12 protein-coding genes are annotated in these 14,144 nt (G+C 70.2%); 10 read left to right on the top strand and 2 right to left on the bottom strand.

Annotated features, from left to right (window positions below; genetic code table 11):
• Window positions 1-116: 116 nt before the first annotated feature.
• From GPY60_RS25020 to GPY60_RS24985, 9 genes are all read left to right on the top strand, one after another.
• Window positions 117-1,559 carry a catalase gene (locus GPY60_RS25020; protein ID WP_156690388.1) on the top strand — a complete coding sequence of 481 codons (1,443 nt, stop codon included), beginning with the start codon at window positions 117-119 and terminating at the stop codon, window positions 1,557-1,559.
• A 44-nt stretch (window positions 1,560-1,603) separates the two neighbouring features.
• On the top strand, window positions 1,604-2,032 hold the full coding sequence (locus tag GPY60_RS26770; RefSeq protein ID WP_197283826.1) for an organic hydroperoxide resistance protein: 429 nt from the start codon (window positions 1,604-1,606) through the stop codon (window positions 2,030-2,032).
• 3 nt (window positions 2,033-2,035) lie between these two features.
• Window positions 2,036-2,683 carry a sensor domain-containing protein gene (locus tag GPY60_RS26765; RefSeq protein ID WP_197283825.1) on the top strand — a complete coding sequence of 216 codons (648 nt, stop codon included), beginning with the start codon at window positions 2,036-2,038 and terminating at the stop codon, window positions 2,681-2,683.
• Between the two features lie 91 nt (window positions 2,684-2,774).
• Entirely contained in the window at window positions 2,775-4,064 is a 1,290-nt protein-coding gene (egtA, locus tag GPY60_RS25010) for an ergothioneine biosynthesis glutamate--cysteine ligase EgtA (protein ID WP_156690387.1), read from the top strand.
• Window positions 4,061-5,359 carry an ergothioneine biosynthesis protein EgtB gene (gene egtB / locus GPY60_RS25005; RefSeq protein ID WP_156690386.1) on the top strand — a complete coding sequence of 433 codons (1,299 nt, stop codon included), beginning with the start codon at window positions 4,061-4,063 and terminating at the stop codon, window positions 5,357-5,359. Before egtA ends, egtB begins: the two co-directional genes overlap by 4 nt.
• Window positions 5,359-6,057: an ergothioneine biosynthesis protein EgtC gene (gene egtC, locus GPY60_RS25000; protein WP_156690385.1), complete on the top strand. Its 699-nt coding sequence runs from the start codon at window positions 5,359-5,361 to the stop codon at window positions 6,055-6,057. Before egtB ends, egtC begins: the two co-directional genes overlap by 1 nt.
• Entirely contained in the window at window positions 6,057-7,022 is a 966-nt protein-coding gene (egtD, locus tag GPY60_RS24995; RefSeq protein ID WP_156690384.1) for an L-histidine N(alpha)-methyltransferase, read from the top strand. Before egtC ends, egtD begins: the two co-directional genes overlap by 1 nt.
• On the top strand, window positions 7,019-8,161 hold the full coding sequence (egtE, locus tag GPY60_RS24990; RefSeq protein ID WP_156690383.1) for an ergothioneine biosynthesis PLP-dependent enzyme EgtE: 1,143 nt from the start codon (window positions 7,019-7,021) through the stop codon (window positions 8,159-8,161). Before egtD ends, egtE begins: the two co-directional genes overlap by 4 nt.
• A gap of 206 nt (window positions 8,162-8,367) precedes the next feature.
• Window positions 8,368-10,167 (top strand): PPE family protein, encoded by a 1,800-nt coding sequence (locus tag GPY60_RS24985; RefSeq protein ID WP_156690382.1) that lies wholly within the window; start codon window positions 8,368-8,370, stop codon window positions 10,165-10,167.
• Window positions 10,168-10,192: 25 nt separating this feature from the next.
• On the opposite strand, the gene GPY60_RS24980 is transcribed toward GPY60_RS24985, so the two are convergent.
• Together GPY60_RS24980 and GPY60_RS24975 are read right to left on the bottom strand one after the other, a co-directional pair.
• Complete coding sequence (locus GPY60_RS24980; RefSeq protein WP_156690381.1) at window positions 10,193-10,882, bottom strand: class I SAM-dependent methyltransferase; 690 nt, start codon at window positions 10,880-10,882, stop codon at window positions 10,193-10,195.
• 21 nt (window positions 10,883-10,903) lie between these two features.
• Entirely contained in the window at window positions 10,904-12,376 is a 1,473-nt protein-coding gene (locus GPY60_RS24975; RefSeq protein ID WP_156690380.1) for a glutamate--cysteine ligase, read from the bottom strand.
• Between the two features lie 106 nt (window positions 12,377-12,482).
• On the opposite strand from GPY60_RS24975, the gene glpK reads away from it, so the two are divergent.
• Window positions 12,483-14,009, top strand: a complete 1,527-nt coding sequence (glpK, locus tag GPY60_RS24970) for a glycerol kinase GlpK (RefSeq protein WP_156690379.1) — start codon at window positions 12,483-12,485, stop codon at window positions 14,007-14,009.
• Window positions 14,010-14,144 lie beyond the last annotated feature (135 nt).

Below are 14,144 nucleotides of genomic sequence, written 5' to 3'. Positions count from 1 at the left end.
GGCTCCGAATTGTAAAAAGAGCCGGGGAGCCGCCCGGGCCGGTAGCCCTCCCCCGCCGAAAGCGTCTGGGCCGCAGCGCATTCAAGTTCCATGCAGCCATTGAGGAGAGAGTGAACATGACGGAGCGCTTCACCACCACCGACGCCGGCATCGCGGCCCCCAGCGACGACCAGTCGCTGACGGTCGGTCCCGACGGCCCGATCCTGCTGCAGGACCACTACCTGATCGAGCAGATGGCCCAGTTCAACCGCGAGCGCATCCCGGAGCGTCAGCCGCACGCCAAGGGCGGCGGCGCGTTCGGGCAGTTCGAGGTGACCAACGACGTCAGCCAGTACACCCGGGCGGCGATGTTCCAGCCGGGCGTCAAGACCGAGATGCTCGCCAGGTTCTCCACGGTCGCCGGCGAGCGCGGCAGCCCGGACACCTGGCGCGACCCGCGCGGCTTCGCCCTGAAGTTCTACACGACCGAGGGCAACTTCGACATGGTCGGCAACAACACGCCGATCTTCTTCATGCGCGACCCGATGAAGTTCCAGCACTTCATCCGATCCCAAAAGCGTTTGCAGGCAAGCAATGTGCGCGACCACAACATGCAATGGGACTTCTGGACCCTGTCCCCGGAGTCCGCGCACCAGGTGACCTGGCTGATGGGCGACCGGGGCATTCCCAAGACGTGGCGCCACATGAACGGCTACAGCAGCCACACCTACAGCTGGATCAACGCGTCGGGCGAGATCTTCTGGGTGAAGTATCACTTCATCTCCGACCAGGGCGTCGACTTCCTGACCCAGGAGGACGCCGACCGGCTGGCCGGCGAGGACGGTGACTACCACCAGCGCGACCTCTACGAGGCGATCGAGGGCGGGGACCACCCGAGCTGGACGCTCAAGATGCAGATCATGCCGTACGAGGAGGCCCGCAATTACCGGTTCAACCCGTTCGACCTGACGAAGGTGTGGCCGCACGGCGACTACCCGCTGATCGACGTCGGCAGGATGACGCTCAACCGCAACGTCACCGACTACCACACCGAAATGGAGCAGGCCGCCTTCGAGCCGAACAACACCGTCCCCGGCACCGGGCTGAGCCCCGACAAGATGCTGCAGGCCCGCGGCTTCTCCTACTCGGACGCGCACCGCGCCCGGCTGGGCACCAACTACCGCCAGATCCCGGTCAACGAGCCCAAGGTCGAGGTGAACAGCTACTCGAAAGACGGTGCCATGCGGGTGAAGAACGTCTCCGATCCCGTCTACGCGCCGAACTCGTTCGGCGGTCCGCACGCCGACCCGGCGCGCGCGGCCGAGATCCGCTGGCACGCCGACGGCGACATGGTCCGCGCGGCGTACACGCTGCACGCCGAGGACGACGACTGGGGCCAGGCCGGCACCATGGTGCGTGAGGTCCTCGACGACGCGGCCCGGGAACGCTTGGCGCACAACATCATCGGTCACGTGTCCAAGGGCGTGAAGGAGCCGGTGCTGTCGCGGGTGTTCGAGTATTGGCGCAACGTCGACCCCGACCTCGGCAAGAAGGTCGAGGAGGGCGTCCGCGCCCAGTAACTCGAGGTTCGCGCCGGGGTCGCCGCCTGGCATGATCGGAACACATGACCATCGAAGTCGTGTACACCACGGAATCCACGGCGACCGGAGGGGGTCGCGACGGGCACGTGAAGTCCGACGACGGCCGCATCGACCTCGACACGCGGCCGCCGAAGGCGATGGGCGGCAGCGGTGAGGGGGCCAATCCCGAGCAGTTGTTCGCCGCGGGGTACGCGGCCTGCTTCCTGGGCGCGCTGCGCCTGGTGGCGGGCAAGTCGAAGGTCAAGCTGGACGACGCGACCAATGTGAGCGTGCAGATCGGGTTCGGCAAGGACTCCGAGGGCGGCTTCGGCCTCACCGGCACGATCGTCGGCTACCTGCCCGGCCTCGACCAGAGCGCCGCCGACGATCTCGTGCACCAGGCCCACCAGGTGTGTCCGTACTCCAAGGCGACCCGGGGCAACGTCGACATCGACGTGTCCGCCAAGGTCTAGCCCGTGCGGATCTCCGCCGCCGCGCTGGCCCTCGGGGTTGCGGTTGCGGCGTCGTCGACCGCTCCCGCCGCAGCCGCCCACCCGTCGGATCCCGGGGTGGTGAATTACGCCGTTCTCGGCAAAGGCTCGGTGGGCAACATCGTCGGCGGCCAGATGGGCTGGGAGTCGACCTTCAGCCAGCCGGTGCAGGGTGACTGGGTCGATCTGCCGGTGTGCAACAACTGGGCCGACATCGGGCTGCCGGAGGTGTACAACGACCCCGACCTCGCGTCGTTCAACGGCGCCGTCACGCAGACGTCCGCCACCGACCAGACGCACTTCGTCAAGCAGGCGGTCGGGGTGTTCGCCACCAACGACGCCGCGGGCCGGGCGTTCCACCGGGTCGTCGACCGGACCGTGGGCTGCTCGGGACAGACGACCGCGGTGCACCTGGACAACGGCGCCACCCAGGATTGGTCGTTCGACGGCGGGCCGGCCGGCGCCGCCGACGAGAACTGGACCAAGCAGCAGGTGGGCTCCGACCGGCGGTGCTTCAATCAAACCAGGCTGCGCGAAAACGTCGTTCTGCAGGCGAAAGTTTGCCAGTCTGGCAACGGCGGGCCCGCGGTCAACGTGCTGGCCGGGGCGATGCAGAACGCGCTGGGTCAATAGTCGTGCGCGGAAACGGGAATATGTCGGTGCGGTCCGGAAGATGAACCACAGGACGTGGCTATGACCGTTCCCGGCCCGAAGGGATCCTGATATGGCGTGCGCCGCCGCGACCCACGCGGAACCTCAGGTCGACGGGTCGCCGCGGGGCGATGCCGAGCTGGCCGACTCGTCGGCCGCCGCGCGGTACATCGCCGAGGGCTGCCTGTCCGACGGTCCGTTGCGGCGCATCGGGCTCGAGGTGGAGGCCCACTGCCACGACCCGGCCGATCCGCACCGCCGGCCGAGCTGGGAGGAGATCCGGGAGGTCGCCGAGTCGCTTCCGGGCCTGCCGTGCGGCAGCCGCCTCACGGTGGAGCCGGGCGGCGCCGTGGAACTGTCCGGGCCGCCGGCCGACGGCGTCGTCGCCGCCATCGATGCCATGCACGCCGACCAGGCCGTCCTGCGGTCGGCGTTCGCCGACGCCGGACTGGGGCTGGTCTTCCTGGGCGCCGACCCGCTTCGTCCGCCCCGGCGTATCAACCCCGGCCCGCGGTACGTCGCCATGGAGCAGTTCTTCGCCGCCAGCCGCTCCGGCGAGGCGGGCGCCGCCATGATGACGTCCACCGCCTCGGTCCAGGTCAACCTCGACGCCGGGCCCAGGGACGGCTGGGCCGACCGGGTGCGGCTCGCGCACGCGCTGGGCCCCACGATGATCGCGCTGACGGCGAACTCGCCGATGCTGGGCGGGGAGTTCACCGGCTGGGTCTCGACCCGGCAGCGGGTGTGGGGGCGCATGGACTCGGCGCGCTGCGGGCCGGTGCTCGGCGCCAGCGGCGACGACCCGGGAACCGACTGGGCGCGGTACGCGCTCAAGGCGCCCGTGATGATGGTCAACGATCCCGAGCCCGTGGCGGTCACGGACTGGGCGCCGTTCATCGACTGGGCCGACGGACGGGTGCTGCTCGGCGGTCGCCGTCCCACGGTCGACGACCTCGAATATCACCTCACCACGCTGTTCCCGCCGGTACGCCCGCGGCGCTGGCTGGAGATCCGCTACCTGGACAGCGTTCCGGACGAGTACTGGCCGGCGGTGGTGTTCACGCTCGTCACGCTGCTCGACGATCGCCAGGCCGCCGCGGCCGCGGCGGAGGCGGTCGAACCGGTGGCCACCGCGTGGGACATCGCGGCCCGGGTGGGCCTGCGCGACCGGCGCCTTCATGCGGCGGCCAACGCCTGCGTGGGCCTCGCCGCGGACCAGGCGCCCCCGGAACTCGCCGACGCGATGCAACGGCTGGTCCGTAACGTCGAACGTGGTCGATGTCCGGGTGACGACTTCGCCGACGACGTGATCGAGCAGGGCGTCGCGCCCATGGTGGCGCGGCTGGCGCGAGGGGGGCTGTGACGTACCGCGAGAGGCTCGCCGACGATTTGGCGCGGGCGCGGGCGCGGACACTGCGCCTGGTCGACTTCGACGACGACGAGCTCTGCCGGCAGTACGACCCGCTGATGAGCCCGCTCGTGTGGGACCTCGCGCACATCGGCCAGCAGGAGGAATTCTGGCTGCTGCGCGGCGGCGACGGGGCCCGGCCCGGCATGCTGCCGCCGTCCGTCGAGGGTCTCTACGACGCGTTCGTCCACTCGCGGGCCAGTCGGGTCGACCTGCCGCTCCTGTCGCCCAAGGAGGCGCACGCCTATTGCCGGACGGTGCGATCCGCCGCGCTCGATGCCCTGGACGCACTGCCTGACGATGCCAGCGGCTTCACCTTCGGCATGGTGGTCAGCCACGAGAACCAGCACACCGAGACCATGCTGCAGGCGCTGAACCTGCGCAGCGGCGCACCGCTTCTGAGCGAGACGTCGGCGCTGCCGCCCGGCCGCCCCGGCCTGGCCGGCACCTCGGTCCCGGTGCACGGCGGCCCGTTCCTGCTGGGTGTGGACGCCGCGACCGAACCCTATTCGCTGGACAACGAACGGCCCGCCCACATCGTCGACGTGCCGGCCTTCCGGATCGGGCGGGTCCCCGTCACCAACGCCGAGTGGCGAGAATTCATGGACGACGGCGGCTACGCCGACCCCCGCTGGTGGTCCGAGCGCGGGTGGGCGCACCGGCAGGGGGCCGGGCTCACCGCGCCGCAGTTCTGGAGCGCCGACGGCGCCACCCGCACCCGGTTCGGCCACGTCGAGGCGGTCCCCGCCGACGAGCCCGTCCAGCACGTCACCTACTTCGAGGCCGAGGCCTACGCGGCCTGGGCCGGCGCCCGGCTACCCACCGAAGCGGAGTGGGAGAAGGCGTGCGCCTGGGACCCGGCGACCGGCGCCCGGCGCCGCTACGCCTGGGGCGAGCAGCCCCCGTCGGACGCGCTCGCGAACCTCGGTGGCACCGCGCTGCGCCCGGCGCCCGTCGGCGCCTACCCTGCCGGCGCCTCCGCGTACGGGGCCGAGCAGATGCTCGGTGACGTCTGGGAATGGACCTCCTCCCCGCTGCGGCCCTGGCCGGGTTTCGCCCCGATGATCTACGAGCGCTATTCGCAGCCGTTCTTCGACGGCGACTACCGGGTGTTGCGGGGCGGGTCGTGGGCCGTCGAGCCGGGCATCCTGCGGCCCAGTTTCCGCAACTGGGACCACCCCTACCGCCGCCAGATCTTCGCCGGCGTCCGGCTGGCGTGGGACGCCGAGGACGCTGGAGGCACGGCCTGATGTGCCGTCATCTCGGCTGGCTGGGCGCCGCCGTCCCGGTGTCGTCGCTGATCCTGGACCCGCCCTACGGCCTTCGGCTGCAGTCCTACGCCCCCCGCCGGCAGAAGCACGGCCTGCTGAACGCCGACGGCTGGGGCGTCGGGTTTTTCGACGGCGGCACGCCCCGGCGGTGGCGCAGCCCGGCGCCGCTGTGGGGTGACGTGTCGTTCGACTCCGTCGCCCCGGCGCTGCGCAGCCACTGCGTGGTGGCCGCGGTCCGGTCGGCGACGGTGGGGATGCCGATCGAGGCCAGCGCGACGGCGCCGTTCACCGACGGCCGGTGGTTGTTGTCGCACAACGGGATCGTCGACCGCGCCGTGCTGCCCCGCACCGCCGCCGCCGAATCCGTCTGCGACAGCGCGATATTGGCCGCAGCCATCTTCGAGCGGGGTCTCGACGCGCTCGGTGACACAATCGTCGGGGTCGGGTCCGCCGACCCGAACGCCCGGCTGAACATCCTGGCCGCGGACGGCTCCCGCCTGCTCGCGACGGTCTGGGGTGACACGCTGTCCGTCCTGCGCCGCGACGACGGCGTGGTGCTGGCGAGCGAACCCTACGACGACGACCCGGCATGGGCGGACGTCCCCGACCGTCACCTTGTGGAAGTGACGGCCGGCGGGGTCACGATGACTCCGCTGGACGAGCCGAAAGGATCTTGATGACGCTGTCGTTGTCCAACCACCTCGGCGCCGACTCGGCGTACCACGCGCTCCGCCGCGATGTGCTCGACGGCCTCCGGGCGACCCCGAAGTCGTTGCCGCCCAAGTGGTTCTACGACGCGGTGGGGAGCGATCTGTTCGACCAGATCACCCGGCTGCCCGAGTACTACCCGACGCGCGCGGAGGCGGAGATCCTGCGGGCCCGCGCGGCGGAGGTGGCGTCGGCCAGCGAGGCCGACACCCTGGTCGAACTGGGCAGCGGCACGTCGGAGAAGACGCGGATGCTGCTCGACGCGCTGCGCGACCACGGACGCCTGCGCCGGTTCGTGCCCTTCGACGTCGACGCAACCGTGCTGTCCTCGGCGGCGGCGGCCATCCAGCGGGAGTACCCGGGTGTCGAGATCCAGGCGGTGTGTGGGGATTTTGAGGAGCACCTGAGCGAGATTCCCGGCGGCGGGCGGCGGCTGTTCGTGTTCCTCGGCTCGACGATCGGCAACCTCACACCCGGGCCCCGGGCCCGATTCCTGTCGACGCTGGCCGCGCAGATGCGGCCGGGCGACAGCCTGCTGCTGGGCACCGACCTGGTCAAGGACGTCGACCGGCTGGTGCGCGCCTACGACGACGCCGCGGGTGTCACGGCGGCGTTCAACCGCAACGTGCTGGCGGTGATCAACCGCGAGCTCGACGCCGACTTCGACATCGACGCCTTTCGTCACGTCGCGCGCTGGAACGCGGCCGAGGAACGCATCGAAATGTGGTTGCGCTCCGGCGTCGCGCAGCGCGTGCGCGTCGGCGCGCTCGGGCTGACGGTCGACTTCACGGCCGGCGAGGAGATGCTGACCGAGGTGTCCTGCAAGTTCCGCCCCGACACGGTGAGCGCCGAACTGGCCGCCGTGGGCTTGCGCCGCACCAGGTGGTGGACCGACGGCGCGGGCGACTTCGGGCTGTCGTTGGCGGTGAAGTGACGCAGGATTCGCTCGCCGACCGGTGGCGGGCGGCGCGGCCCCCGGTGGCCGGGTTGCACCTGGACAGCGCCGCCTGTTCGCGGCAGAGCCTCGCGGCCATCGAGGCGGCGGCGCAACACGCGCGTCACGAGTCGGAGGTGGGCGGATACGTCGCGGCCGAGGCGGCCGCGCCGGTGCTCGACGCCGGGCGGGCGGCGGTCGCGGCGCTGTGCGGCATTCCCGACGCCGAGGTCGTGTTCACCACCGGCTCGCTGCACGCGCTGGATCTGCTGCTGGGCGGCTGGCCGGCCGACCGGCGCACGCTGGCGTGCCTGCCCGGCGAGTACGGGCCCAACCTGGCCGTGATGGCGGCGCACGGGTTCGAGGTGCGCACCCTGCCAACCCTGGACGACGGCAGGCTGGCGCTGGACGACGCGGCCTTCGTACTCGAGGACGCCCCACCGGATTTCGTCCATCTCACGCCGCTGGCGAGCCATCGGGGCGTGGTGCAGCCGCTCGCCATGGTGGCCGAGCTCTGCCGGGGCCTGGGCGTGCCGCTGGTGGTCGACGCCGCCCAGGCGCTGGGTCACATCGACTGTGCCGTCCACGCCGACGTCGTGTACTCGTCGTCGCGCAAATGGATCGCCGGTCCGCGCGGGGTCGGAGTGCTCGCCGCGTCACCCGCGGTGATGGACCGGTTGACGCCGCGGTTGCCGGCGCCCTCGTGGGCCCCGGGCCTGTCGGTGGCGGAGCAACTGGGTTTCGGCGAGGCCAATGTCGCCGCACGCGTTGGTTTTTCGGTCGCGCTCGGTGAATACCTGGCCCACGGGCCGGAGCCGGTCCGTGCCGAGCTCGCGCGGCGGGGCAACGTGGCCCGCACCCTGCTTTCCGACGTCGACGGTTGGGTTGTGGTCGAAGAGGCCGACGAGCCGAGCGCCATCACCACGCTGGCTCCGCTCGACGGCGCGGACCCGGAGAAGGTGCGGGCGTGGTTGCTCGCCGAGCGGAGAATCCTCACCACCTACGCGGGTGTGGCGCGGGCGCCGCACGAGCTGTCGGCACCGGTGCTACGGATCTCCCCACACGTGGACACCAGCCCTGAGGACCTCGAAACCTTCGCCGAGGCCCTGCTCGCGGCCACCGCGGCGACCGGCACCTAGTGTCCGACGCGCCGACGCGAACGGCGCCCAGAAACCGGACATACACCGCGCCGGTAACAAGCCGTCGAATTCTATGAAAGGTACGGAAACGCTGGTCCCTATTAGGCGTGTGTGTTGTAATTCTTGCCTCCACGGCGCGTGCCGGACCAGGGGTCGGCCCCGCAGCGGCGCGCCGCTCGACGACGAGTGGTTCGAAAGGGTGCGAGATGAGCTTCTTGGTGTTGCCGCCGGAGATCAACTCGATCCGGATTTTCGCGGGCGCGGGGTCCGGTCCCATGCTGGAGGCGGCGGCGGCCTGGGACGGACTGGCTAGCGAATTATCCTCAGCCGCAACAGCATTCGACTCGGTGGTTTCCGACTTGGCTGGTACGTCGTGGCAGGGGCCGGCGGCGCAGGCGATGACGGCCGCGGCCGCCCCCTACGTCGGGTGGCTGAACACGGTGACCGCCCAGGCCGAGCATGCGGCCGCCCAGGTCCGGACGGTGGCGGGTGCGTTCGAGGCCGTGCGCGCGGCGGTGGTCCACCCCGTGATCGTCGCGGCCAACCGCGCCGGCTTGCTCTCGCTGGTGCGGACGAACCTGTTCGGCTTCAACACCCCGGCGATCGCGGCCGTCGAGGCGGAGTACGAGGAGATGTGGGCCGCCGACGTCGCGGCGATGGTCGACTACTACGGCCAGGCCGCGAGTGCCGTCTCGACGCTGACGCCGTTCAGCGCGCTGCAGAACTTGGCGGGCGCGGTGAGCGGGGCACCGGCGGCCGCCGCGGCCGTGCCCCCCCCGGCCGTCCCCGCCGCCACGTATCGCACGTTCAACCTCTTCAACGGCCTGCTGGACATCAACATCGGGACGGGCGGCATCGGCTTCACCATCAGTACGCCCGAGTTCATCCTGCCGGCTGTGAACGTACCCCCGATACACGTCGCGCCCTTCACCCTGCCGCAGCTCAGCATCCCGTCGCTCAACATCCCGGCGGGCTCCACGCTGGCGAACCTGACGGTGAGTCCGTTCACGTTGCCGCAGTTCACGATTCCGTCGGTGAACATCCCGGCGGGCTCCACGCTGGCGAACCTGACGGTGAGTCCGTTCACGTTGCCGCAGCTGACGATCCCGTCGGTGAACATCCCGGCGGGCTCCACGCTTGCGAACGTGACCGTGGGGGCGTTCAACCTGCCGCAGATCACGACGCCCGCGATACAGATTTCGGGCATCACCCTGCCCGCGGTGACGATACCCCAGTTCACGACGCCGCCCATCGCCGTCACCGGGTGGAACCTGCCGTCGATCACCGTGCCCCAGTTCACCTTCCCGGCGATCCAGATCCCGAATATCCACGTCAATGGCGGCGGCCAGACTGTGGTCCACCTGCACACGGGCAACGTCCTCTTCCCCGACTACGACATCAACCTCGAGACATTCGACATCGCGCCGTCGATAGGGGTCGTCGGCGGAGGAGGCTATATCACCCAATTCACCATCCCCGCGATCCAGATTGGGCAGCTCAATCTGCCAACCGTGACCGTCGGCTCCCCGGGCGGTTACACCTTCCCGTCCGTCAGCCTCTCCGGCTTCACCCTCCCGTCGACCACCGTGCCACCCATCGCCGTCGGCGGCTTCACGCTGCCGCAAGTCAGTTGGCCGGACTTCGCCACCCCGGCGGTCACCACGCCGCCGATCGCCGTGGGCGGCTTCACGCTGCCGCAAGTGAGTTGGCCGGACTTCGCCACCCCGGCGGTCACCACGCCGCCGATCGGCGTCGGCGGTTTCACGCTGCCGCAAGTCTCGTGGCCGGCTTTCGCAACCTCTCCGGTGACGACCCCGCCCATCGGTGTCGGCGGCTTCGACCTGCCCGACGTGAATGTCCCGCAGATCACGCTGGCTCCCGTGTCCTACAGTCAGTTCGTCATTCCGCCGATTCCCACCTGGCCGGACGGGCTCGTCACGGGTGTCGACTTCGCCGCTGCGGTGGCGCGAGATGTCGCGGCCAGCCTGCTGGGCGTGGGCGGCTGACCCAGCCGGCGCGACGAATGCTGACTCAGCCCGCCTTGTGCGCGGTCAGCAGGTAGGCCGGCAGCTTCATCCGGCCCCGCGCGTCGCGCTCGTGCGGCGGCATCTGGAACGGCGCCCCGGGACCGTCGGGCATGTTGGCGTGGATATAGGCGGCGCGGATCTCGTCGATCTCCCAGTACTTGCCCACGGCCTCGCGCAACTCGTCCTCGTCGACTTCGTTGGGCCCCGCGTCCATGTCGGCGGGGAACGCGCCCTTGGCGAACACCAGCACGAAGTAACTCGCGCCGGGAGCCGCCGCGCGGTGCACGGAGCTCAGGTAGGCGTCACGGCCCTCGACGGGCAGCGAGTGGAACAGCGTCGAGTCGACGACCGTGTTGAAGCGGCCCGCCGAGCCCTGCGGATAGGCCGAGAAGTCCGTGATGTCGGCCTGATGAAAGCTGGCGGTGGTCAGGCCGCGCTCGGCGGCCGCTTTGGTGGCCGCAGCGACCGCCGTGGGCGTCAGGTCGATGCCCACCACCGTGTGGCCCTCGGCGGCCAGCGCCAACGACAGCTCGGCGAATCCGCAGCCCGCGTCGAGCACGTCGCTGCGGAACCTGCCCGCCGCGGCCAGCGCCGCCAATTCCGGTTGCGGCTCACCGATGTTCCACGGCGGCGGTCCCTCGAACTCGCCCTGCTCGCGATAGGCGTTGTCCCAATCCATGACTTCCGGTGACATGGCTCCCCTCACGCGTGGCTGTCACTGATCCCAGGTGTGCACCGGTTCGTTGGCGTGCATGTGCTCGCAGTAGCGCCGCAGCATCTCGGCCAGTGCGGCGGGCCTGGTCATCCCGCCGGCCTCCAGCGTACGCACGGTCGAGACCTGCCAACTTGCTCCGTTGCGGCCGGAGCTGGCGCGACCCTCGATGACGCCGAGGAACCGGTCGCGCACCTCCGCGTCCACCCCCCAGCGGCGCAGTCCGTCGTGCGCGATCGGCAGCAACGTCGTGAGCACGAGTTCGCGCGCCGACACCTCGCCCAGGCCGGGCCAGACCAGGTGGGCGTCGATGCCGTTGCGCGCCGCCTCGAGGAAATTCGCCCGTGCCACAACGAAACCCGTTCTCTCCCAGAGCGGGTTCTCGTCCTCGGACAGCGCGCGCAACATGCCGTAGTAGAACGCCGAGTTCGCGAGCATGTCGACGACCGTCGGGCCCGCGGGCAGCACCCGGTTCTCCAGCCGCAGGTGTGGGCGCCCGTCCACCACGTCGTAGACGGGCCGGTTCCACCGGTACACGGTGCCGTTGTGCAGCCGCAATTCGGACAGATGCGGCGTGCGCCCGGCGGCCAGCTCGGCCGCCGGGTCCTCGTCGGACACCTCGGGCAACAGCGGCGGGAAGTAGCGGACGTTCTCCCGGTAGAGGTCGAGGACCGAGTCGATCCAGCGCTCGCCGAACCACACCCGGGGCCGAACCCCCTGGGACTTGAGCTCCTCGGGCCGGGTGTCGGTGGACTGGGCGAAGAGCTCGATGCGCGTCTCCGACCAGAGCTGGTGTCCGAAGAAGTAGGGCGAGTTCGCGCCCAGCGCCAGTTGCGCGCCGGCCACCACCTGGGCCGCGTTCCAGTTGGCGGCGAAATCCTCGGGGGCCACCTGCAGATGCAATTGCATACTGGTGCAGGCGGATTCGGGCGCGATCGACACGGCCTGCCAGCTCAGCGGCTCGGGCCCGTCGATGTTGATCGGGATGTCCTCGCCGCGGGCGGTGAAGATCGAGTCGTTGAGCGCGGCGTAGCGCATCGACTCGCTCATCCAGCCCTTGTCCAGGTGTTCGGGCATCAAGGTGGGCAGGATGCCGATCATCACGATGTGGGCGCCGCCCGCGCCGGCCTTGGATTCCGCGTCGTTGAGGCTCGCCCGCACGTCGGCTTCCAGGTCCAGGCCGGTGTGCCCGGGCAACGGCCGGGGCGGCACATTGAATTCGATGTTGTAGGCGCCCAATTCGGACTGGTACGCCGGATCTCCGATGGCGGCGAGCACGTAGCGATTCGACATCGCCGGCTGGTAGTCGGCGTCGACGAGGTTGCACTCGATCTCCATGCCGGTGAGCGGCCGGTCGGCGTCGAAGCGCGAGCAGGCGAGCATCGTCTCGAGGACGTCGAGACAAACCTGCACCTTGCGCCGGTATTCCTGCCGATGCTCGCGGGTGTAGTTGGCGCGCTTGACCTCTTCGCCCACACCGCCGATGCAACAGGTTCACCGGCGGTAACGCAAGCGTGGGCGAACGACCTGCGACCATGGACGGTTGACAGCACAAGTCACACGACGGGGCAGGGGAGAGAAATTGGCCGAGTCCGCTGAGTTCGTGGCCGCCATCGACCAGGGCACCACCAGCACCCGCTGCATGATCTTCGACCACGACGGAGCCGAGGTGGCCCGCCACCAGCTCGAGCACGAACAGATCCTGCCGCGCGCCGGCTGGGTCGAGCACGACCCGGTCGAGATCTGGGAGCGCACCTCGTCGGTGCTGATGTCGGTGCTGAACCGATCCAATCTGAGCGCCAAAGACATTGCGGCCCTTGGCATCACGAATCAGCGCGAGACCAGCCTGGTGTGGAACCGGCGCACGGGACGCCCCTACTGCAACGCGATCGTCTGGCAGGACACCCGCACCGACAAGATCGCCTCGGCGCTGGAGCGCGACGGCCACGGCGAGGTGATCCGGCGCAAGGCGGGCCTACCGCCGGCCACCTACTTCTCCGGCGGCAAGCTGAAGTGGATCCTGGACAACGTCGACGGGGTCCGGGCCGCCGCCGAGAGCGGCGACGCCCTGTTCGGCACCGCCGACACCTGGCTGCTGTGGAATCTAACCGGGGGCCCGCGCGGCGGCGTCCACGTCACCGACGTCACCAACGCCAGCCGCACGATGTTGATGAATCTCGAGACGCTGGACTGGGACGACGAGCTGCTGTCGTTCTTCGGCGTCCCGCGCCGGATGCTGCCGGCGATCGCGCCGTCGTCGCCGCGGGAACCGTACGGTGTCACCCACGAGAACGGGCCCGTTGGTGGGGAGGTGCCGATCACCGGAATGCTCGGCGACCAGCACGCGGCCATGGTGGGCCAGGTCTGCCTCGCCGAGGGCGACGCGAAGAACACCTACGGCACCGGAAACTTCCTGCTGCTCAACACCGGTGAATCGATCGTGCGATCCGAGCACGGTCTGCTGACCACCGTCTGCTACCAGTTCGGCGACGCCAAACCCGTGTACGCGCTCGAGGGTTCGATCGCCGTCACCGGCGCGGCGGTGCAGTGGCTGCGCGACCAGCTGGGCATCATCAGCGGCGCCGCCCAGAGCGAGGCGCTGGCGCGTCAGGTGCCCGACAACGGCGGCGTCTACTTCGTGCCCGCGTTCTCCGGGCTGTTCGCCCCGTACTGGCGGTCGGACGCCCGGGGAGCGATCGTGGGCCTGTCCCGCTTCAACACGAACGCGCACCTGGCCCGCGCGACGCTGGAAGCGATCTGCTACCAGAGCCGCGACGTGGTCGACGCGATGGCGGCCGATTCCGGCGTGCGCCTCGAGGAGCTGAAGGTCGACGGCGGCATCACCGGCAACGACCTGTGCATGCAGATTCAGGCCGACGTGCTGGGCGTGGACGTGGTGCGGCCGGTGGTCGCCGAGACGACCGCGCTGGGCGCCGCGTACGCCGCCGGCCTGGCGGTGGGGTTCTGGGCCGACCCGTCGGACCTGCGCGCCAACTGGCGCGAGGACAAGCGCTGGACGCCGGCGTGGAGCGACGACCAGCGCGAGGCCGGGTATGCGGGCTGGCGCAAGGCCGTCGAGCGGACGCTCGACTGGGTCGACACCTCCTAGCCCGTCGGCCGCGAGCGTGCGTTGCTCCTATGTCAAGGAGCAGGTTTAGGCAGCTGTTTGCAGTGCGGGGTGGGGGTGGTGGTCGGCTCGCAGTCGGGTGAAGACGACGCGCGCCAGGCGGCGTTTGAGGCAGCG

The organism is Mycobacterium sp. Marseille-P9652 (assembly GCF_902652685.1).
GTDB lineage: Bacteria > Actinomycetota > Actinomycetes > Mycobacteriales > Mycobacteriaceae > Mycobacterium.
This window is presented reverse-complemented; position numbering and strand designations above follow the sequence as displayed.